At 69.2% G+C, this 19,590-nt stretch carries 25 protein-coding genes; 11 read left to right on the top strand and 14 right to left on the bottom strand.

The genetic code is table 11. The features are described from left to right. Positions 1-5: 5 nt before the first annotated feature. On the bottom strand, positions 6-281 hold the full coding sequence (locus ACQI5H_RS18390) for a hypothetical protein (protein WP_427080792.1): 276 nt from the start codon (positions 279-281) through the stop codon (positions 6-8). Between the two features lie 63 nt (positions 282-344). On the opposite strand from ACQI5H_RS18390, the gene ACQI5H_RS18385 reads away from it, so the two are divergent. Then, positions 345-539 (top strand): Rv1535 domain-containing protein, encoded by a 195-nt coding sequence (locus tag ACQI5H_RS18385; protein WP_427080752.1) that lies wholly within the window; start codon positions 345-347, stop codon positions 537-539. Between the two features lie 17 nt (positions 540-556). Here ACQI5H_RS18385 and ACQI5H_RS18380 read toward each other — a convergent pair whose 3' ends face one another. The 4 genes from ACQI5H_RS18380 to ACQI5H_RS18365 all read right to left on the bottom strand — a co-directional run bounded on the left by ACQI5H_RS18380 (position 557) and on the right by ACQI5H_RS18365 (position 3,274). After that, positions 557-994, bottom strand: a complete 438-nt coding sequence (locus ACQI5H_RS18380) for a hypothetical protein (RefSeq protein WP_427080751.1) — start codon at positions 992-994, stop codon at positions 557-559. A gap of 83 nt (positions 995-1,077) precedes the next feature. Continuing rightward, entirely contained in the window at positions 1,078-1,878 is an 801-nt protein-coding gene (locus tag ACQI5H_RS18375) for an exodeoxyribonuclease III (protein WP_427080791.1), read from the bottom strand. A gap of 17 nt (positions 1,879-1,895) precedes the next feature. Then, positions 1,896-2,681, bottom strand: a complete 786-nt coding sequence (locus tag ACQI5H_RS18370; RefSeq protein WP_427080750.1) for a GNAT family N-acetyltransferase, cg3035/Rv0428c family — start codon at positions 2,679-2,681, stop codon at positions 1,896-1,898. Then, positions 2,681-3,274 (bottom strand): peptide deformylase, encoded by a 594-nt coding sequence (locus ACQI5H_RS18365; protein WP_427080749.1) that lies wholly within the window; start codon positions 3,272-3,274, stop codon positions 2,681-2,683. The genes ACQI5H_RS18370 and ACQI5H_RS18365 overlap by 1 nt, the downstream gene beginning before the upstream one ends. A 194-nt stretch (positions 3,275-3,468) precedes the next feature. Here ACQI5H_RS18365 and ACQI5H_RS18360 point away from each other — a divergent pair, with 194 nt between their 5' ends. The 6 genes from ACQI5H_RS18360 to ACQI5H_RS18335 are packed head-to-tail and all read left to right on the top strand — an operon-like array spanning position 3,469 to position 7,642. Further along, positions 3,469-3,777: a DUF3263 domain-containing protein gene (locus tag ACQI5H_RS18360; RefSeq protein WP_046185798.1), complete on the top strand. Its 309-nt coding sequence runs from the start codon at positions 3,469-3,471 to the stop codon at positions 3,775-3,777. A 53-nt stretch (positions 3,778-3,830) separates the two neighbouring features. Beyond that, positions 3,831-4,307 carry a LytR C-terminal domain-containing protein gene (locus ACQI5H_RS18355; RefSeq protein WP_427080748.1) on the top strand — a complete coding sequence of 159 codons (477 nt, stop codon included), beginning with the start codon at positions 3,831-3,833 and terminating at the stop codon, positions 4,305-4,307. Positions 4,308-4,354: 47 nt separating this feature from the next. Then, positions 4,355-5,059: a superoxide dismutase[Cu-Zn] gene (sodC, locus tag ACQI5H_RS18350; RefSeq protein ID WP_427080747.1), complete on the top strand. Its 705-nt coding sequence runs from the start codon at positions 4,355-4,357 to the stop codon at positions 5,057-5,059. After that, on the top strand, positions 5,040-6,179 hold the full coding sequence (locus ACQI5H_RS18345) for a glutamate--cysteine ligase (RefSeq protein ID WP_427080746.1): 1,140 nt from the start codon (positions 5,040-5,042) through the stop codon (positions 6,177-6,179). The genes sodC and ACQI5H_RS18345 overlap by 20 nt, the downstream gene beginning before the upstream one ends. Positions 6,180-6,182: 3 nt before the next feature. Beyond that, entirely contained in the window at positions 6,183-6,833 is a 651-nt protein-coding gene (locus tag ACQI5H_RS18340) for an LON peptidase substrate-binding domain-containing protein (RefSeq protein WP_427080745.1), read from the top strand. Next, positions 6,830-7,642 carry an enoyl-CoA hydratase/isomerase family protein gene (locus ACQI5H_RS18335; RefSeq protein WP_427080744.1) on the top strand — a complete coding sequence of 271 codons (813 nt, stop codon included), beginning with the start codon at positions 6,830-6,832 and terminating at the stop codon, positions 7,640-7,642. Before ACQI5H_RS18340 ends, ACQI5H_RS18335 begins: the two co-directional genes overlap by 4 nt. 4 nt (positions 7,643-7,646) lie before the next feature. Here ACQI5H_RS18335 and ACQI5H_RS18330 read toward each other — a convergent pair whose 3' ends face one another. Genes ACQI5H_RS18330 through ACQI5H_RS18320 form a run of 3 tightly spaced genes read right to left on the bottom strand, consistent with a single transcriptional unit; the run spans position 7,647 to position 9,894 of the window. Beyond that, on the bottom strand, positions 7,647-8,579 hold the full coding sequence (locus ACQI5H_RS18330; protein WP_427080743.1) for an SDR family NAD(P)-dependent oxidoreductase: 933 nt from the start codon (positions 8,577-8,579) through the stop codon (positions 7,647-7,649). Beyond that, positions 8,576-9,070 carry a hypothetical protein gene (locus ACQI5H_RS18325; protein ID WP_427080742.1) on the bottom strand — a complete coding sequence of 165 codons (495 nt, stop codon included), beginning with the start codon at positions 9,068-9,070 and terminating at the stop codon, positions 8,576-8,578. Before ACQI5H_RS18325 ends, ACQI5H_RS18330 begins: the two co-directional genes overlap by 4 nt. Beyond that, positions 9,067-9,894: a hypothetical protein gene (locus tag ACQI5H_RS18320; protein WP_427080741.1), complete on the bottom strand. Its 828-nt coding sequence runs from the start codon at positions 9,892-9,894 to the stop codon at positions 9,067-9,069. The genes ACQI5H_RS18325 and ACQI5H_RS18320 overlap by 4 nt, the downstream gene beginning before the upstream one ends. Before the next feature lie 21 nt (positions 9,895-9,915). Here ACQI5H_RS18320 and ACQI5H_RS18315 point away from each other — a divergent pair, with 21 nt between their 5' ends. After that, positions 9,916-10,518, top strand: a complete 603-nt coding sequence (locus ACQI5H_RS18315) for a TetR/AcrR family transcriptional regulator (protein ID WP_427080740.1) — start codon at positions 9,916-9,918, stop codon at positions 10,516-10,518. Here ACQI5H_RS18315 and ACQI5H_RS18310 read toward each other — a convergent pair. Genes ACQI5H_RS18310 through moeA form a run of 4 tightly spaced genes read right to left on the bottom strand, consistent with a single transcriptional unit; the run spans position 10,492 to position 15,487 of the window. Then, positions 10,492-12,678, bottom strand: a complete 2,187-nt coding sequence (locus ACQI5H_RS18310; RefSeq protein ID WP_427080739.1) for an AAA family ATPase — start codon at positions 12,676-12,678, stop codon at positions 10,492-10,494. The genes ACQI5H_RS18315 and ACQI5H_RS18310 overlap by 27 nt on opposite strands. Then, entirely contained in the window at positions 12,675-13,538 is an 864-nt protein-coding gene (gene pssA, locus ACQI5H_RS18305; protein WP_427080738.1) for a CDP-diacylglycerol--serine O-phosphatidyltransferase, read from the bottom strand. The genes ACQI5H_RS18310 and pssA overlap by 4 nt, the downstream gene beginning before the upstream one ends. After that, the gene (locus ACQI5H_RS18300) at positions 13,535-14,257 is read right to left on the bottom strand and encodes a phosphatidylserine decarboxylase (RefSeq protein WP_427080737.1); all 723 of its coding nucleotides are present in this window, start codon (positions 14,255-14,257) and stop codon (positions 13,535-13,537) included. Before ACQI5H_RS18300 ends, pssA begins: the two co-directional genes overlap by 4 nt. 24 nt (positions 14,258-14,281) lie before the next feature. Continuing rightward, positions 14,282-15,487, bottom strand: a complete 1,206-nt coding sequence (moeA, locus tag ACQI5H_RS18295; protein WP_427080736.1) for a molybdopterin molybdotransferase MoeA — start codon at positions 15,485-15,487, stop codon at positions 14,282-14,284. 53 nt (positions 15,488-15,540) lie between these two features. Here moeA and ACQI5H_RS18290 point away from each other — a divergent pair, with 53 nt between their 5' ends. Next, positions 15,541-16,020 carry a VOC family protein gene (locus ACQI5H_RS18290; RefSeq protein ID WP_427080735.1) on the top strand — a complete coding sequence of 160 codons (480 nt, stop codon included), beginning with the start codon at positions 15,541-15,543 and terminating at the stop codon, positions 16,018-16,020. Continuing rightward, positions 16,011-17,450, top strand: coding sequence for a flavin-containing monooxygenase (locus ACQI5H_RS18285; protein ID WP_427080734.1), 1,440 nt, complete (start codon positions 16,011-16,013; stop codon positions 17,448-17,450). Before ACQI5H_RS18290 ends, ACQI5H_RS18285 begins: the two co-directional genes overlap by 10 nt. Here ACQI5H_RS18285 and ACQI5H_RS18280 read toward each other — a convergent pair. Both ACQI5H_RS18280 and ACQI5H_RS18275 read right to left on the bottom strand, forming a co-directional pair. Then, positions 17,435-17,944 carry a cupin domain-containing protein gene (locus ACQI5H_RS18280; protein WP_427080733.1) on the bottom strand — a complete coding sequence of 170 codons (510 nt, stop codon included), beginning with the start codon at positions 17,942-17,944 and terminating at the stop codon, positions 17,435-17,437. The genes ACQI5H_RS18285 and ACQI5H_RS18280 overlap by 16 nt on opposite strands. Before the next feature lie 26 nt (positions 17,945-17,970). Next, positions 17,971-18,897: an SDR family NAD(P)-dependent oxidoreductase gene (locus ACQI5H_RS18275; protein ID WP_427080732.1), complete on the bottom strand. Its 927-nt coding sequence runs from the start codon at positions 18,895-18,897 to the stop codon at positions 17,971-17,973. Between the two features lie 102 nt (positions 18,898-18,999). On the opposite strand from ACQI5H_RS18275, the gene ACQI5H_RS18270 reads away from it, so the two are divergent. Then, the gene (locus ACQI5H_RS18270) at positions 19,000-19,569 is read left to right on the top strand and encodes a TetR/AcrR family transcriptional regulator (RefSeq protein WP_427080731.1); all 570 of its coding nucleotides are present in this window, start codon (positions 19,000-19,002) and stop codon (positions 19,567-19,569) included. Positions 19,570-19,590: the final 21 nt, after the last annotated feature.

Below are 19,590 nucleotides of genomic sequence, written 5' to 3'. Positions count from 1 at the left end.
CGCGGCTAGACCTCTTCCATCGCCTCGCCGAGTTCTTCGAGGACCTTGTTGTGGTGGTTGCTTGCCAACAGATGTCCGGCCGCGATGACCATGGCCACCGGCCAGTCGATGAGTTCGAACGCCGCCAGCGCGGCCAGACCGCCGTAGTAGGCCATTTGCTCGGGCCGCGGAATCTCCAGCTGGCCGAAAACCGGAAGATTGACGGCGAAGGTCTCGCCTTCGCGGATTTTCTGCACCGCCTCGCTCTGCGAGGTCCCCCTGCGAGCCTTCTTTTCGGCCATCATTTGCCTTTCCGTAACTAAGGATTTGCCGTTGAGCCGGGTCGGGTGGTCAACGTCGGACATATGTCGACGACCAACGCCCTGGCCGATCCGATGACTTCGACGGTAGCTTCTGTGCTGACCATGCCCGTACAGCAGCTGTATGCGCTGCTCTGGCGCGTGGGCGTCGTGGAGATTGTGGAGCCCGATCCGATGTCTCGTCGCGCCTCCGAGCCCGCGCCAGCGAGCCGGGCGGGGCACAGCCGAGCAGTCGGCTGAGCCCGGTACTCAAACATTCAGTTGGTGCTGCGCAATTGGGCGCTGCCCGTCCGGCGGCCCGTCGTCTTCTTGGCCGGCCGCTTGGCGGCGGCTTTCTGGGCCTTTTGCGGGGGCTGCTCCGTCGGAACCGGCTTGAGGTTTGCTTTGCCAGCCGTTGGCGTCTCCGGTTTGCGGTTCAGCCGCTGCAGCAACAGCGCCCCGCCGCCGACCGCCAACAGCACCGGCCACTCGACCAAGCCGGCGACACCGAGCGCACCGAGGGCCAGCGCGGCCGCGGGCGTCGAGTGACTGCCAGAGTTGATTCCGCGCCTAATGCCTTCCGCGGCTCCGGTTACGCCGCCGACGATTCCGTTCACCGCCGCGCCGCCCACCGCTCCAGCGGTCGCCGTGGTCGCCGCTGCCGCACGATTCACCGTTTTGCCCACGCTTCGGACTGTTCCGCCAACGACACCCATAGCAACTCCCTGGCCTTAGATATCGCAAGCGTACGCCGGCTCTGCACGATTTCAACGGGAGCGAACGGCCGTACGGATTCGGCTCAGCGAATGTCGATCAGCACGGGCGCGTGATCGCTCGGCGCCTTGCCCTTGCGCTCCTCACGGACGATCTGCGCATCGATCACGCGGACGGCCAGAGCCGGCGACGCGAGGATGAAGTCGATGCGCATGCCCCGGTTCTTCGGGAACCGCAACTGGGTGTAGTCCCAGTAGGTGTAGACCCCGGGGCCCGGTGTGAAAGGCCTTACCACGTCGCTGAATTGCGCGTCGACGATGGCGTTGAACGCGCGCCGCTCCGGCTCGGAGACGTGCGTGGCCCCGGCATAGAATTCGGTGCTCCATACGTCGTCGTCGGTGGGGGCGATATTCCAGTCGCCGACCAGCGCGATCTGCGCTGTGGGATCGTCGTGCAACCAGCCGGCCGCCGTATCGCGCAGCGCGGCAAGCCAATCCAGCTTGTAGGCGTAGTGCGGATCGACCAGGGCTCGTCCGTTCGGCACGTAGAGGCTCCACACCCGAACACCACCGCAGGTGGCGCTCAGGGCGCGGGCCTCCGCCGCGGCGGCCACCTCGGGCTTGCTACTCCAGCTGGGCTGGCCGTCGAAGCCGATCTGCACTTGCTCCAGACCGACGCGGGACGCGATGGCGACACCGTTCCATTGGTTGAAGCCGACGTGTGCGACCTCGTAGCCGAGTTCGAAGAACGGCAGGGCGGGAAATTGGCCATCGGCGCATTTGGTCTCCTGCATGGCCAGCACGTCGACGTCGGCGCGAGCAAGCCAGTCGACGACGCGGTCCAGGCGGGTGCGGATCGAATTCACGTTCCAGGTGGCGAGCCGCAGCGTGCCGTCGGGCATGGCTAGACCGTATCGATTCTTCGGGCCGGCATGTAGCGGCGGCGGTGGTGCAGCCGGAAGCCGAGCGCATCGGCGAATGCGATGCCGGCGCTGTCGTCGTCGCCGACTTGCACGCAACACCGAGTTGCGCCGCGACTCGCACCCCAGGCCAACAGCGCCTCGCCCGCTGGGCGTGCCGGTTCACCCGCCACGGAAAGGAACATCCACCGGGTGCCGTCGGGTGCGTCGGTCACCGCGGCTCGCCAGCGCTCCCGTTGTATGACGCTCGGGTCCGGCGGTGACGGTGGCGTGACGCTCGACAGGTTGCGCACCGAGACTCGCTCCGTGTGCTCGGCCGCCAGGCCGGGCGGCGGCCGCAGCAACCGGTCGGGAAACGCCAGCCAGGGTGTCAGGCCGCGCCGGTCGTACCAGTCGGTGATCGCGGGGATCGAAGCGATGTGGGCCGAAATATCCAGGGGTACAGCGGAATTGGCCCAGAGGGTGGTATCGTCTCCGGCGCGCAGGAGCCAGCCGTCCAGCCACGCGTGTTCGACCCCAGGCCACGCGGCGGCGGCCGCGTGTTCGAGTGCCCGGATGGCCGACGCGCGCACCGGTGCGTCGGTCAGCACCCGCAGCGCCACCACTTCGGCGGGCGAGCACTCGACGACAGCGCCGGTTTTCGTCCGTACTCGCACCACCGGTTCGACCGCCAGCAGGTGCCCCACCGCATCGGTTAGCGGTGGGACCGAACCGGCGGGGCGTCGGTAGCGAACCGTCACCCGCGTTCCCGGCTCGGGCCACGAGACCATCAGTGGCCGAACGGGTCTGGTCCCTCGCCGGGCAACCACGACAAACCCGGAACGCCCCAGCCGTGCGACTTCACCGCGCGCTTCGCGGCGCGGGCGTGTCGGCCGATGAGTCGGTCCAGATAGAGAAAGCCGTCCAGGTGCCCGGTCTCGTGCTGCAGCATGCGCGCGAACAGGCCGGTGCCCTCGATGGCGACCGGGCTGCCGTCGGCGTCGAGCCCGGTGACCCGCGCCCACTTCGCGCGGCCGGTGGGGAACGACTCGCCGGGAACCGACAAGCACCCTTCGTCGTCGTCGCCGGGGTCGGGCATGGTCTCGGGGATTTCGGAAGTTTCCAGGACGGGATTGACGACCACACCGCGGCGGCGGTCCGTCATTCCGCGGTCCTCGGCGCAGTCGTAGACGAACAGCCGCAGTCCGTAGCCGATCTGGTTGGCGGCCAACCCCACCCCGTGGGCGGCGTCCATGGTGTCGTACATGTCGGAGACCAATGTGGCCAGATCCGCAGGGAGCGAACCATCGGCGGCCACCGCCACCGGTGTGGTCGGGGCGTGCAAGACCGGATCGCCCACGATGCGAATGGGTACGACTGCCATGGTCGGCTAGCTTAGGCGGGGTGGACATCGGCTTGGGGGACAGCCGGGCAATCTTGGCCAATCGGCCGACTCGCGGGTCTGGATTACGGCTTGAGGGTTCGCGGCGTGGTTCAATATTCGCCGAAACATGCCCCTATGTAAGTCAAGTCATTCGCACAGTTGAGAATCGCCGAGAAGGGTCCAGGGGAAGCGATATGGACAGCGCCATGGCGCGGGCAAATCGATCGGGGGACGACTCTGAAATCGCCGATGGGCTGACGCGCCGCGAACACGACATCCTCGCATTCGAACGCCAGTGGTGGAAATTTGCCGGGGTCAAGGAAGAAGCGATCAAAGAGCTGTTCTCGATGTCCGCGACGCGCTACTACCAGGTGCTCAACGCGCTGGTGGACCGGCCCGAGGCGCTGGCCGCCGACCCGATGCTCGTGAAGCGGTTGCGACGGCTGCGCGCCAGCCGCCAGAAGGCCCGCGCGGCGCGGCGCCTGGGCTTCGAGGTCACCTGACACCTGACGCGCCTTTGCAGGTTCCGGCCCGGTTCTAGCTACAGTGGGCTGCGATGAAAGAGCGCGTCCCCGACTCGACGGGGCTTCCCCTGCGGGCCATGGTGATGGTGCTGCTGTTCCTCGGCGTCATTTTCCTGCTGCTGGGCTGGCAGGCCCTGGGTAGCTCGGGAAACTCCGAGGACGACTCGGCGTCGCAGGTGTCCAGCATGACCAGCACCACGTCGACGACGGCCTCGACGACCGGTAAGCCCCCGGCGAACCAGGCCGAGGTGCGCGTGTACAACGTCTCGTCCAAAGAGGGCGTCGCCGCACACACCAAGGACCAGCTCACGGGTGCCGGCTTCAAGGTCACCGAGGTTGGGAACCTGTCGATCCCCGATGTCGCGGCCACCACGGTGTACTACACCGACGCCGACGACGAGCACGCCACCGCCGATGCCGTCGGCCAGAAGTTGAGCGCGCCCGTCCAACCGCGGATCCCCGCACTGGCCAACCAGCCGCCCGGCGTCATCGTGTTGGTGACCGGCTGACGTTCGCATCGCTGCAAATTCGGAGGTCGGCGGGCTAGGCTTCCGCTATGCCTAAGCACCGCAATGTCGCAGCCGCCGCCACGTTCGCGATCGCGTTGGTCGGTGCGTGTTCGTCGCCCCAACACGCGTCGACGACCCCGGGCACCACGCCCACGGTCTGGACCGGCTCGCCCGCGCCGTCGGGAGGCTCGGGCGAGGAGGGGGCGCCCGCGGGCGCCGGCGCGGCGTCCGCATCGCAGCGCATGATCACCCATCTGAAGGCTCCGGACGGCGCCCAGGTCGCAACCGCGACGCTCGAGTTCGCCAACGGGTATGCCACCATCACGATCGCGACGACCGGTCCGGGTCAGCTCACGCCCGGCTTCCACGGGGTGCACATCCACAAGGTGGGCAAGTGCGAGCCGAATTCGGTCGCACCCACCGGCGGCGCGCCCGGCGACTTCTTGTCCGCCGGCGGGCACTTCCAGGTGCCCGGGCACGCGGCCGAGCCGGCCAGCGGTGACCTGACGTCGCTGGAGGTTCGCAAGGACGGTTCGGGGACGCTGATGACGACCACCGACGCGTTCACGATGGAAGACCTGTTGAATGGCGAGAAGACCGCGATCATCATTCACGCCGGTGCCGACAACTTCGGCAACATCCCGCGCGATCGCTACACCCAGACCAATGGCACGCCGGGGCCCGACGCGACGACGATGAGCACCGGCGACGCCGGCAAGCGGGTGGCCTGCGGTGTCATCGGTGCCGGCTAACAAGACCCGCGCTCGCATCGATTTCAAGCGCTCACCGCGGCCGACCATCGGCGTGGAGTGGGAGTTCGCGCTCGTCGACGCGCAGACCCGCGACCTGAGCAACGAGGCCACCGCCGTCATCGCCGAGATCGGCGAAAACCCGCGCGTGCACAAGGAATTGCTGCGCAACACCGTCGAGGTCGTCAGCGGTATCTGCGATTGCACCGGGCAGGCGATCGAGGACCTGCGCGAAACTCTGGGACCGGCACGCCGGATCGTCCGCGACCGCGGCATGGAGCTGTTCTGCGCGGGCACCCATCCGTTCGCGCGATGGTCCACCCAGAAGCTCACCGACGCGCCCCGCTATGCCGAGCTGATCAAGCGCACGCAGTGGTGGGGCCGGCAGATGCTGATCTGGGGTGTGCATGTGCACGTCGGAATCTCGTCGGCGCACAAGGTGATGCCGATCATGTCGTCGCTGCTGAAGTACTACCCGCATCTGCTCGCGTTGTCCGCCTCTTCACCGTGGTGGGGCGGCGAGGACACCGGATACGCCAGCAATCGCGCGATGATGTTTCAGCAGTTGCCCACCGCCGGGCTGCCGTTCCAGTTCCAGACCTGGGCGGAGTTCGAGGGCTTCGTCTACGACCAGAAGAAGACCGGCATCATCGACCATATGGACGAAGTCCGTTGGGACATCAGGCCTTCGCCGCATCTGGGCACCCTCGAGGTGCGTGTCTGCGACGGCGTGTCCAACCTGCGCGAGCTGGGCGCGCTGGTGGCGTTGACGCACTGCCTGATTGTCGACCTGGACCGCCGGCTGGACGCCGACGAGTCGTTGCCGACCATGCCGCCCTGGCATGTGCAGGAGAATAAGTGGCGAGCCGCCCGCTACGGCCTGGACGCGATCATCATCCAGGACGCCGACAGCAACGAGCGCCTGGTCACCGAGGATCTCCTCGACGTGCTGAACCGGCTCGAGCCCGTCGCGAAGTCGCTGCACTGCGCTGACGAATTGGCCGCGGTGGCCGACATCCCGCGAGTGGGAGCCTCCTACCAGCGGCAGCGGCGGGTCGCCGAAGACCATGACGGCGATCTGCGCGCCGTTGTCGACGCGCTCGTGGGCGAGCTGGACAGCTGAGTCATGCCGGACCTCGAAGCTGTTGACATGGCGATGTTTCCGCTCGAATCGGCGGTGCTGCCCAACCAGGATCTGCCGCTGCGGATTTTCGAGCCCCGCTACGTCGCGCTGGTGCGCCACTGCGTCGAGGCCGGCGATCCCTTCGGCGTGGTGCTCATCTCCCGCGGGCGCGAGGTCGGCGGCGGCGAGACGCGGTGTGACGTCGGCGTTTTGACCCGGATCATCGAATGCGTCGATCACGGCCTCGACCGATACTCGCTGCGCTGCCGTACCGGCGAGCGAATTCGGGTGCGCGAGTGGCTGACCGACGACCCCTACCCGCGGGCGACCGTCACGCAGTGGCCCGACGAGCCGGGGGATCCGGTGACCCGCGCGCAGCTGCACGACCTCGAGGACCGGGTGATCGCACTGTTCGAGCGGATCGCCGAAGCGCGCGGCGCGCAGCTGCCGGGCCGCGACGTGCTACTGGGCTACGAGGAAGCCGACGCGGACGACCCAGGCTCGCTCATGTTCGCGTTGGCATCCCGCCTTCCGATCGGCACCGCCGACCGTTACGCCGTGCTGTCCGCGCCGTCGGCGGCCGATCGGCTGGCCGCGCTGCGCGAGGCCGTGGACACCGTTGCCGAGATGGTGGAGTTCCAGCTATCCGAATGAATACCGATGTGACAGTTGAGATCGACGGCGGCGTGGCGGTGCTCACGCTGAATCGTCCCGAACATCTCAACGCCTACACCGCCGAGATGGGCGCGCTGCTGAGTCGGGCTTATCGGGATTGCGACGGTGACGACAACGTCCGCGCAATCGTCGTCACCGGGGCGGGCGGCGCCTTCTGCGCCGGCGCGGACTTCTCGGGCAACGTATCGCCGTTCGACGCCCCGGCCGAGACCTTCTCGGCATCGCCGATCAACCCGGCGGCCTTCGAATTGCGCAAGCCGGTGATCGCCGCGCTCAACGGCCACGCCATCGGCATCGGCCTGACCATCGCGCTGCAGGCCGACATCCGCATCGTCGCGAGCGACGCCAAATACGGTGTGGTGCAAGTGCGCCGGGGCGTGATTCCGGACTGCATGTCGCACTGGACGTTGGCGCATCTGACCACCCTGGGCGCGGCCGCGGAGATACTGCTCACCGGCCGCACCTTCACCGGCGCGGAAGCCGTCGGGCTCGGCGTCGCCAACGCGGCGTTGCCCGCCGAACGGGTGCTGGCCCATGCGATGGAGATGGCGCGCGACATCGCGGTCAATGTCGCCCCGATGTCCGCGGCGCTGGCCAAGCGGCTGCTGTGGGACAGCGCGATCAACAACTACACAGCGCGGGAGGTCGCGTCGCTGGAAACGCAACTGCACCACCGGGTGATGGGAACCGCGGACGCCCGCGAAGGTGTCGCCGCGTTCCTGGATCGCCGGCCGCCGCGGTTCAGCGCGCGGGTTTCCGCCGAGTGGACGGCTCTACCGGAGCCGTGAGAGCTCACCGCGCCGCACACAACTCCTCGGACAGGATCCACAACTGCGCCGCGCGCTCGGTGTCGCGGGCATAGGGCGCGACCGCGTCGCTGACACGGCAGTCTTCGAGATACGAGCCACCCCGGTCCGCCAGGTCGGGGCTTACCGCCGCCCACACCTGGGTTGCCGCACCGTGTTCGGGCGTCACGACGTCGAGGAAGCCCTCGGACGCTTCGCCGCGTGCCGCGCCGCCGGCGGCGGCGTGTTTGCGTAGCTGGGAGAAATCCGAGCGCGACATGTACCGCGCCAGCGACGTGGCGACGGTGCCGGGATGGACGGCGTAGGCGCGGATTCCGCTCTCGCGCAGGCGCCGGTTCGCCTCGACGGCGTGCAGGATGTTCGCCGTCTTGGACGCGCCGTACGCGGCGAACTTGTCGTAGTCGCGGCCCATCCAGTTGGGATCGCCGAAGTCGACGTCGCCCAGGAGGTGACCGCGCGACGACAGCATCACGATGCGGGCGTTTCCGGCGGCCGCGAGCTGCGGGACCAGGAGCCGGGTGAGTTCGAAATGCCCGAAATGGTTTGTCCCGATCTGCATTTCGAATCCATCGTGCGTCCGTCCGAAGGGGGTGAACATGACGCCGGCGTTGTTCATCAACACATGGATCACCGGCGCGAGGTCGCCGATCGCCGTGGCCGCCGCGCGCACGCTGGAAAGCGCGGTGAGGTCGAGGTGAACCGTCGACGTCCGCGCTCCGGGCACTTCGGCCCGAATCCATTCGGCGGTCTGGGCCAGCGCGTCATGGTTGCGCGCGGCCAGCACCACATGCGCGCCCGCGGCGGCCAGCGCCCGTGCCGACTCACGGCCCAGGCCGGACGACGCGCCCGTGATCACACACGCCTTGCCGGACAGGTCGATTCCCTCGACGACCTGTAGGGCCGTCGGGCGTTCGGTCATCGCGATCCGGCTTCCCGCTCGGCCAAGGACTTCAGCGTGAGCAGCTGCTTGCGCATCATCACCAGGTCGCCCAGGGCCAGCGCGCGAGCGGGCAGCCGCGGCCCCGCGAACCACACGCGCGCGTGCAGCCGCGAGCCGGGCCCCTCCGGCCGGACCGCGTAGGTGACGGTGACGCCCTTGGACCGCAGGGTGATCTGCTCGTCGTCGGTGAACGACTGCAAGGTGAACACGGTCATGAATCGCTGTCCCACTTCGAGGTGAACCAGTTCGGGGTCGCGCGCTCGAGGACTGCGGCGGCCGAGGTTGTCCAGGATGTCATAGCTATAGGGCGCTACGCGCAACTGGCACAGCCAGCAGAACACGATCGACCGCGGCGCGGCGATGCTGATCGCGCGGTCGGCCTGGACGCCGGCGCGCCCGCACAGCGCATCGCATGGCAGCGGAACCGTCCGTTCCGCCGGCCGCGCCCCCCACGTCAGGCCCGGGCTCAAGGGACGGCCGCTCCGCGGGTGAGGCCGCGGCGGGCGCTGCGCGCCATCAGCCGCGGCGCCACGATCCGGTGCAGCGGGCCGACCGCGGACCAGACCACTCGGGCGGCGACCTTGTGACGGTAGTGCAGGCGCGTGGTGAGGACGGCGCGCCGACCGTCCTCGCGCCCCAGCGTCAGCCGCGCGTCCATGAGGGGCCCGCCCGTCGCCAGTTCGATCTCGTCGCGATCCGAATGCGCGATCGGCCAGCCGATTACGTGCTCGGGCGAGGAATACGGGCCCAGGCGAAATCTCAGGATGTGGCGGTGGATCCAGACGACGAGGTCGCCCAGGGTGCCCGGCTCGTCCCCCAACCCGTCGCGGATAGCCTGTTCGGCGGTGCGCGAGTCGCCGTCCAGGATAGGGATTTCGAAGACGTCCGCGTAGTCGGCCGCGGTCTCGCCGGTTTGTGCCGGCGCCGCGAGCACGGCCGCGGCGATGCGGCGCAGGGTCCATCGCACCGCGACGCGGTGCCCGCCGGTTCCGATGACCAGCGCGCGATAGGCCTTGCCGTGGACACCCGGGAAATCCGCCCACGTCGCCGCCCGCAGCCGGGTCTGCTGTCCCGATTCGTCCAGCTCGAACACCCAGCGGTAGACGGCGAACGGGTGGCGCCCCTTCAGCGCGAACCGTTCGGGTGGCCGCGCCTCGTCCAGCACGAAACCGGGCGGCACCGTGCAGGGGTCGCGCGGGTCGCGGCACATCACTTGCAGCAGTGCCGACCACGTGTCGTCGCGATTCGCGTCAACGGTTATGGCATGCTCATCGATATAGGGTAATCGTTCCATATAGAAGGATCGTACTAGATCATGGCCCCACCGCGGAAGCACGAAACCGATGTGATCCTCGACGCAGCGCGGGCGCTGGTGCTCGACGGCGGACCGCGGGCGGCGAGCGTGGCCGCGATCGCGAAGTCCAGCGGTGCGCCGGCCGGCACGCTGTATCACCGGTTCGGCAACCGCGACGGCATCTTGGCGGCGGCGTGGCTGAGGGCGCTGGAACGCTTTCAGGCGCGGGCGATGGCGGCCGGGACGAAAACGGCCGACCCGATGGAGAGCGCCGTCGCGATGGCCGTCGCGGCCATCGGTTTTACTCGCGACCTTCCCGAGGACGCCCGGCTGTTGTTGACGATGCGGCCGGGTGATCTGCTCGACGGCGAGCCCGACGCGGCGTTCTCGCAGACGCTGGCGGCGATGAACGCGCCGCTGATCCAGCGGGTCCGCGGCCTGGCGCGGGAGCTGTTCGGCAGCGGCAGTGCGCGGTCCGTCGATGCGGTCGCCCGGGCGGTTGCCGACCTGCCGTACGCCGTGGTGCGGCGCCACGCGCATGACGAGCCGATGCCGCGCTGGCTCGAAGCCGACGTGGCGGCGGCGGCGAGGGCGATGCTAGAGGGCTTTGGCGAACGCGCGTAGCGCGTCCACCTGGACCGGATCGAGCGAGGGGCGCACGGTTTTGCGGGCCGCCGCGAGGTCGGCCGCCGTCACGTCCGCGGCGTCGATGGACCGGCGCATCGCGCTGAGCGCGGCCTCCCGCAGCAGGGCCACGCAATCGGCCGCGCTGTAGCCGTCGAGTTCCGCGGCCACGTCATCGAGGTTGACGTCGGCGCTCAGCGGGATGGATTTGCCTGCGGTGCGCAGGATTTCGCGGCGGGCGGCGGCGTCGGGCGGTTCGACGAAGACCAGCCGTTCCAGCCGGCCCGGGCGGAGCAGCGCGGGGTCGATCAGATCGGGCCGGTTGGTGGCGCCCAGCACCACGACGTCGCGCAGCGGGTCGATGCCGTCGAGTTCGGTCAGCAGCGCGGCCACCACCTTGTCGGTCACGCCGGAGTCGAAGCTCTGGCCGCGCCGCGGCGCCAGCGCATCGATCTCGTCGAGGAACACCAGTGACGGTGCCGAATCGCGGGCCCGCCGGAACAGTTCGCGGACGGCCTTTTCCGAGGCGCCCACCCACTTGTCCATCAGCTCGGAGCCTTTGACCGCGTGCACGCTCAGCTGTCCGGTGCTGGCCAGCGCGCGGACCACGAAGGTCTTGCCGCAGCCCGGCGGGCCGTACAGCAGCACCCCGCGCGGCGGGTCGACACCCAACCGGGCGAAGGTGTCGGGATGCTGCAACGGCCACAGCACCGCTTCGGTCAGCGCCTGTTTGGCCTCGGCCATGTCGCCGACGTCGTCGAGCGTGACATTGCCGACGGTCAGTTCCTCGCTGGCCGAACGGGACAGCGGCCGGATGACGCTGAGCGCGCCGACGAGGTCGGGCTGCTCCAGCTTGGGCGGCTGGCCGTCGACGCTGGCGCGCGAGGCCGCCCGCAGGGCCGCTTCGCGCACCAGTGCGGCCAGGTCGGCGGCAACGAAACCCGGTGTGCGGCCCGTGATTTCGTCGAGATCGAGGTCGCCGGTGGGCACCGGCTTGAGCAGTGTCTCCAGCAGTGCCCTGCGGGTGGCCGCGTCGGGCAGCGTCAGGCCGAGTTCGCGGTCACACAGCTCGGGGGCACGCAGTCGCGCGTCGAGCTGATCGGGCCGCGAGGAGGTGGCGATCAACGCGACCCCGTCCGTGGCCACCGCGATGCGCAGCTCGGCGAGGATGAGGGCCGCTACCGGCTCGGCGGCCTCCGGCAGCAGGGCGTCGACGTCGCTGATCATCAGGACACCGCCGCCGTCGCGGATCGTGGTCGCCGCCGCGGCCACGGCCTTCAACCGATCCTCGGCGGCCAGGGCGCCGACCTCCGGGCCGTCGAGCTCCACCAGCCTGCGACCGGCGCTCACCGCGCGGACCAGCGTCGCCTTGCCGACGCCGGCCGGACCCGACACCAGCACACCCAAATTAGTCCCGGCGCCAAGGGTTTTCAGCAGATGCGGTTCGTCGAGCGCCAGCTTGAGCCACTCGGTGAGCTTGGCGGCCTGCACCTGCGCGCCCTTGAGGTCCTCGGCGTGGATCGGCGGGTTCGCGAGGCTGGCCGAGCCCCGGGCCGGCGCGGCGGTGCTCGGGGGAACGCCGGCGCCCCAGGTGACAAGCGAGTTCGGTTGCACGCTGACCGGTCCCTCGGGGTCGACGCCGGTGACGGTCAGCAGCTCCGACGTCCAGCTGATCCCGACCGCCGACGCCAGTGCAGTGGCAGCCGCGCGGCTGCCGGCAGGGGCCGATGTACCCGGGCCCAGGTCGCGCGGCAGCAGCGACACCGCGTCGCCGACCGTCATCACCTTGCCCAGCAAGGCCTGCCGCAGGTTCGTCGGCGTGATCGATTGGGTGGTCAGCGTCGAGCCGGACAGCGTCACCGACCGCGCGCCGTAGACGGTGACCGGGCTGACGATCACCGCGGTGCCCTCGCGCAGCCCGGCGTTGGACAGCGTCACGTCGTCGAGCAGCACGATGCTCACCGGGATGTCCTGGTCGGCGAGGCCGGCCACCGCGGCCGTGGTCCGCGATCCGGTCAGCGACACGGCATCCCATTCCCGGATGCCAAGGGCGGCAATGGCATTCGGGTGCAATCGGATGACGCCGCGGCGTGAGTCGACGGCCGAGGTGTTCAGCCGCGCGGTGAGGGTGAGCTGGCTGCCCGCGCGGTCGGGGTTCACGGCAGCCGCCTGCCCGGCTTGCGCAGCCCCAGCCGCGTCATCGATCGGCGGTTCGGGTGCGCCTGGCGGATCGCGCGCCGCGTCGCGCGCCGCTGCTTGGGTTCGTCGTCCCAAGCCTCGGGGTGCGCGGCCAGCCAGCGCTGGCTGTGCACCGCGAAGGGGACGTGGCACAGGTAGGCGACGATGATCACCCAGATCAGCATGTAGGGAGCCAGCACCGCGGCGGCCGCGGCGATGGCCAGCAGGGCCAGCAGCGGAGCAGCCCAGTTCGGCGGCACCGCGGCGGCGTGCATCTTGCGCATCGGGATTTTGCTGATCATGAGCGCGGACGTCCCGGTGATCCAGATGCACAGGAACGTCGCCGACGTCCACCAGCCCTCGCCGAACTGCAATTTGAGTCCGATCAGCCCGATCATCGAGATCGCGCCGGCCGGCGCGGGCATCCCGACGAAGAATTCGTGTGTGTAGGCCGGCTGGGACCCGTCGTCCTGCAGGGCGTTGTATCGGGCCAGCCGCAGCACGACGCAGACCGCGTACAGGAGCACGACGACCCAGCCCGCCGGCGACTTCGACAGCATGGTCACGTAGACCACCAGCGCGGGCGTCACTCCGAAGTTCACGGCGTCGGCCAGTGAGTCGATCTCCGCGCCGAGCCGCGACTGAGCGTCCAGGATGCGGGCCACCCGGCCGTCCAGGCCGTCCAGGATCGCCGCCGCGGCGATCAGTGCCATCGCGGCCTTGGGCTGATGCTCGAGGGCGAACTTGATCGACGTCAGCCCCGCGCAGATGGATAGCACCGTCATCGCGCTGGGCAGGATCTGGAGGTTTACCGGGCGCCTCGCGCGGGACCTGCTGATCACGGCAGTTCCGCCAGGACGGTCTCGCCGGCGACCGCTCGCTGCCCCACCTTGACAAGCGGCTCCGCGCCCGGCGGCAGGTAGGTGTCCAACCGGGAGCCGAACCGGATCAGGCCGTAGGTGTCGCCGATCGACAGCTTGTCCCCGACGTGCGCGTCGCACACGATGCGGCGCGCCAGCAGACCGGCGATCTGCACCGCGACGACGTCGGCGCCGCCGGCCGTCCGGATCCGCAGGCTGGTGCGCTCGTTGTCGGTGCTCGCCGACGCCAGATCGGCCGACCCGAAGCGGCCCGGCCGGTGCTGCATCGCGATCACCTCACCACTGACCGGTGCCCGCTGCACGTGAGCGTCCAAGAGCGACAAGAAGATACTGATCCGCGGCAGCGGTGTCTCCGCCATGCCGAGCTCGGCCGGCGGCGCCGCGGAGTCGATCACGCAGACGACGCCGTCGGCGGGCGCGACGATGGCGCCGGGCCGGGTGGGCGGCACCCGCGGGGGATGACGGAAGAACCCCGCGCAGGCACCCGCCGCCAGCAGCCCGGCGCGGCGCAGCCAGCGGTGATTGCGCCCGGCGAAGGCCACCGCCAGGCCCGCGGCGATGAACGGTCGCCCGGCGGGGTGCACCGGCGGGATGGTGGAGCGCACCAACTCCACGATGTGTTGCGGGCCGAAAGTCGGATCCTCGGCCGTCGGGCCGATGGTGCGGGGGCGTCGTGCCACGCGGCCATCTTACGGAGCGACGGCCTAGCTCAGATCCCAGACTTGCAGTTGGGTTCCGGCGGACACTTCCACCACGTTCTCGGGGATGTCCAGCAGCCCGTTCGCCGATGCCAACCACCGCAAATGGTGCGACGCCGGGGGGCCGTAACTGGTGACGCTGCCGGTGTCGGCGTCGAGTATCGCGCGCCGGAATTGGCGCTTGCCGCGCGGCGAGGTCAACGACTCGGCCAGGATCGCGGGCCGGTGTGGGCGCTCGGGATCGGGGAGTCCCATGGCCGCCCGCAGCGCGGGGCGGATGAACACCTCGAAGGACACCAGCGCGCTGACCGGGTTGCCGGGCAGGGTGACGATCGTGGTGCCGGCGACCCTCCCGATGCCCTGCGGCATTCCGGGTTGCATCGCTACCTTCACGAATTCCACGCCCTGATCGCCGTCCCGGCCGAAGGCGTCTTTGACGACTTCGTAGGCGCCGGCGCTGACGCCGCCGCTGGTGATGATCAGGTCCGCGTCCGCCGCGTATCGGTCGAGGAGCGAACTGAATTGGGCGACATCGTCTTCGGCGGTCGCGACGGCGATCACGTCGGCGCCCGCCTCGCGGACGGCCCCGGCCAGCATGATCGAGTTGGACTCGTAGATCTGCCCCGGGCGCAGCGGGGTGCCGGGCGCCACCAGCTCCGACCCGGTCGATATCACCAGCACCCGCTGGCGCGGGATCACGGTCAGCTCCGGCATGCCCAGCGCCGCGGCCAGGCCGAGCACGGCCGGCGTCACGACCTGACCCGCGCGCAGCACCGTGGTGCCGGGCGCGACGTCCTCGCCCGCCCGCCGGATGTGCTTGCCGGGCTCGCGGGGCGCCCGGATCGCGACGGTGTCCACGCCGCCGTCGGTGTCTTCGACCGGCACGATGGCCGTCGCGCCGGCCGGCAGCGGCGCGCCGGTCATGATCCGGTGCGCGGTTTTCGGTTGCAGCGTCAACTGGTCGGTGCGCCCGGCGGGGATGTCCTCGGCGACGGGCAGCACGACGGGGCGTTCGGGCGTGGCTTCCGACGTGTCCTCGGCTCGCACCGCATATCCGTCCATCGCGGAGTTGTCGAAAACCGGCAGCGCCAGCTGCGCGACCACATCCTCGGCCAGGACCAGCCCCTGGGCCTCGGCCAACGCGACCGCGACCGCCGGGCGGGCGTGAATCATGCCCGATACAACACGCTGATGTTCGTCGACTGAGCGCACTCGGCCATTATCGGCCTCCCCGATTTCCGGCTCGCGGACGTACAGTCGAGAACGTGATTACCGGGTTGGCCCACACCGGCGTGTGCGTTCCCGATTGCGAGGCCGCGGTGGCGTTCTACCGAGACGTATTGGGCCTGCGTGTGCTGTCGCCGCCATACGTGATGGCCGGTAACGCCATTCGCGACGACATGGGTGAGATGGTGTCCGATCCCACGATGAAGGCGGCCATCGTCGGGTTCGACGACGGCAGCGACCGCGTCCTCGAAGTGATCGAATACCTCGGCGTCGACGGCGATGGGCAGCGCGCCGCCGCGGCCCTGACCGACCACGGGCTCTCGCACGTCGGGCTGATCTGTCAGGACCTCGACGCGACGCGCGCGGAGCTGGAGAGCAAAGGCGTGCGCTTTCTGGTCAGCGGGATCGCGGATGTCGCGCGGGTGCGCACGACGTGGTTCGTCGACCCGTGGGGAGTGGTGTTCATCCTCGTGGAGAAGACCCGGCCCGAGCGACCCTATTTCGCCCAATGGGGGTGAAGCGCAGGGTCGGTGTCATCGGCGCCGGTGCCGGGGGCATCGCGATGGGCATCCAACTCGCCGACGGCGGATACGATTTCACGATCTTCGACCGCGCCGACGGCTTCGGCGGCACCTGGCGCCACAACACCTTTCCCGGCGCGGCCTGCGACGTGCCGTCGCATCTGTACTCGTACTCGTTCGCGCCGAACCCGCGGTGGAGCAAGACCTATGCCAACCAACCCGAGATCCTGGCCTACCTGGAGAAGGTGGCCGCCGAACACGGGCTGGGTCCACACCTGCGGCCGGGAACCGCGGTCACCACGGCGCGCTGGTCCGACTCTCGGCGCCGCTGGACGCTGAGTACCGACGACGGCGCCGAGCACGACTTCGATTTCGTGGTGAGCGCCGTAGGGATGCTCGATGTGCCCCACATTCCGGAAATCCCTGGGGCACAGCGGTTTCGGGGCCGCCAATTCCATTCGTCGCGCTGGGACCACAGCAAGCCCACGGCCGGCGAGCGGGTCGCGTCGATTGGGACGGGCGCCAGCGCGGTCCAATACGTGCCCGCCATCGCGCCAAAGACGGCGCACCTCACGGTGTTTCAGCGAACCCCGATCTGGATCGCGCCCCGGTTCGACTTCCCGTTCACCGTCGAGCAGCACGAGGAGTTCGAACGCCATCCCGAGATGGCGCAAAAGCTGCGCGACGAGGCTTTCGATGCCTACGAGTCGTCCAGCTTCGACGTCGACGCCGCGCAGACGCGCGAAGCGACCGAGCTGGCCCGCAGCTATCTGGCGCGCAAGGTGGCCGACCCCGAGCTGCGCGCAAAGCTGACGCCGGACTATCCCGCCGGCTGCAAGCGCCCGCTGATGTCGCGCGAGTGGTATCCGACGTTCGCGTTGCCGAACGTCAGCCTGGAAACGACGGCCATCGCCGAGCTCACCGAACGGGGAGTGCGCACCGTCGACGGCGTCGAACACCGCGTCGACACCGTCATTTACGGCACCGGCTTCAAGGCCGCCGACTACCTCTCCAGCATCGACGTCTACGGAACCGGCGGCCGCCACCTTCGCGACGAGTGGAGCGACGGCGCGGAGGCCTACCTCGGCACGCTGATCACCGGGTATCCGAACTTCTTCACGCTGTATGGCCCAAATACCAACGGGGTCAACTCGATTCTGTACATCCACGAGGCGCAGACCACCTTCATCCGCCACATTCTCGACGTGGTGGATGGCCGCGGTGCGCGCACCGTCGAGGTCACGCCCGCGGCGCAGCGGCGCTACAACGACGAGATCCAATCAGCCATGCAAGGCAAGGTCTGGCTGGCGTGCACCAACTACTTCAGGCATCCCAGCGGAAAAGTCGTCACGCAGCTGCCGTACAGCGGGCGGACCTTCTTCGAACGGACCCGCACGCTGGTTCCCGACGATTACTGGATCCAGTAGTTGTCGTGCCGGATGAACCATTCCCGGCGTTCGTCGTCGGTCATGTCGGCCAGCGCGCCGAAACCCTCGAAGTAGGCCTCGCGCGGCGCGCCGGGGGCGAAGAGCATCAGGATCGATGCCGCTTCGTCGGCCTCGTTGCGGAAACCGTGGATGCCGCCGGGCGGGACGTAGAGGAAGTCACCCTGGTGACCGTCGACCCAGTCGGTGCCGTCGTAGAGCCGCATCGTCCCGGACAGCACGAAGAAGGCCTCGGACATGGCGCGGTGAAAATGCGGTCCGGGGCCGCCGCCAGCCGGGGCGATGTCGACCCGGTACAGGCCGTAGTCGCCATCGGTGGCCCGCTGATTGGCCAGGTAGTGGTAACTAATCCCGGCGGGCGAGTGATAGTCCGGCGGCGCCCCTCCATTTTCGGGGGCCCGTTTCAGCCAGGCGCTGATCTCGGGCTCGTCCTTGGTGTATCGGGGCGGTGGATAGGGCGGCACGACAAGGGACATGAGTCCAGTGTGGCCCCCGCCGCCGATCAGCCGACCGGATAGACCACCCCGGTCAGCTCCTCCGACACCGCCCACAACCGGCGCTGCCGATCGGCGTCATGCGACTTCTTGCTCGACCCCACGACCTTGGGGTAGCCGCGCGTCTGGCCAAGGCCGTCGGGCCCGTAGTACTGCCCGCCGAGCACTGCGGGATCGGTGGCCGCGCGCAGGGTGGGTAGCGCGCCGGTGGCCGCGTCCTGGGCGATGAGCGGTGCGACCCGCTCGAAGGCCGAGACGAGCGGGGCGGGCATGTTGCGCATCAACTCGGTGTCCGACATGCCGGGGTGGGCGGCCGCGGCGATCGTCGTCCCGTTGGACGCCAGCCGCCGTTGCAGTTCGTAGGTGAAGAGCAGGTTGGCCAGCTTGGCCTGCCCGTAGGCCGCGACCCTGTTGTAGCGACGCTCCCACTGCAGATCGTCGAAGTGAATGTCGGCCAGGATGCGGTGGCCGACGCTGCTGACCGTCACAACCCGTGAACCCGCAACCGGCAACAGCCGGTCGAGCAGCAGACCCGTGAAGGCGAAGTGGCCCAGGTGGTTGGTGCCGAACTGCAGCTCGAAGCCGTCCTTGGTGGTCGATTTCGGCGTGTACATGACGCCGGCGTTGTTGATCAGCAGGTCGATGCGCTCGTGCTCGGCGCGCAGCTGTTCCGCGGCGGCGCGAATGGACTGCAGCGACGTCAGGTCGAGTTCCTGGAGCACGACGTCGGCATGCGGACTGCTGGCGGTGATCCGCGCGGCGGCGTCCTTGCCCTTGTCGAGGTTGCGCACCGCGAGCACCACATGGGCGCCATGGTCGGCGAGCGCGGCGGCGGTCTCGTAGCCGAGACCGGTGTTGGCCCCGGTGATGACGGCGACGCGGCCGGTCTGGTCGGGAATGTCGGCGGTGGTCCACTTGGCCTTAGAAGGGGTCATGCAAGCTCCTAAGCTTGTAAGGTAAACGGGGCGAGCGCTCCGGTTGATTCGTACTATACGGAACGACCGCCCCGCTTTGTCAATCGAAAGGGTGCTGAGCACATGGCGCAACCGGCTGCCCGACCGTTGCGCGCCGACGCGGCGCGCAACCGAGCGCGGGTGCTGGAGGTCGCCTACGACACCTTTGCCGCCGAGGGCCTGTCGGTGCCCATCGACGAGATCGCCCGGCGCGCCGGGGTCGGTGCCGGCACCGTCTACCGGCACTTCCCGACGAAGGAGGCGCTCTTTCAGGCCGTCATCCACGCCCGGATGCAGCACCTCGTCGACGACGGGTATGCCCTGCTGAAATCCGACGGGCCGGGCGAAGCGCTCTTCAGTTTCCTGCGCTCGATGGTGCTGCAGTGGGGCGCGACGGACCGCGGGCTGGTTGACGCGCTGGCCGGGTTGGGCATCGACATCGCGAGCGTCGCGCCCGACGCCGAGGATGCGTTCCTGGCCGCGCTCGACGACCTGCTGCGCGCGGCGCAGGAAGCGGGCACCGCGCGCCGCGACGTCGGCGTGCGCGAGGTCAAGTCGATCCTGGTCGGCTGCCAGGCGATGGAGGCGTACAACTCGGAGTTGGCCAACCGGGTGATCGAAGTCGTCGTCGACGGTTTACGCGCGGGGCGATAACCGCCGGGGTCTTCTTGCACT

The sequence above is a fragment of the Mycobacterium heidelbergense genome (assembly GCF_050205645.1).
Classification (GTDB): domain Bacteria; phylum Actinomycetota; class Actinomycetes; order Mycobacteriales; family Mycobacteriaceae; genus Mycobacterium; species Mycobacterium heidelbergense_A.
The sequence above is the reverse complement of the archived record's forward strand: the minus strand, read 5'-3'. Positions and strand labels throughout refer to the sequence as shown.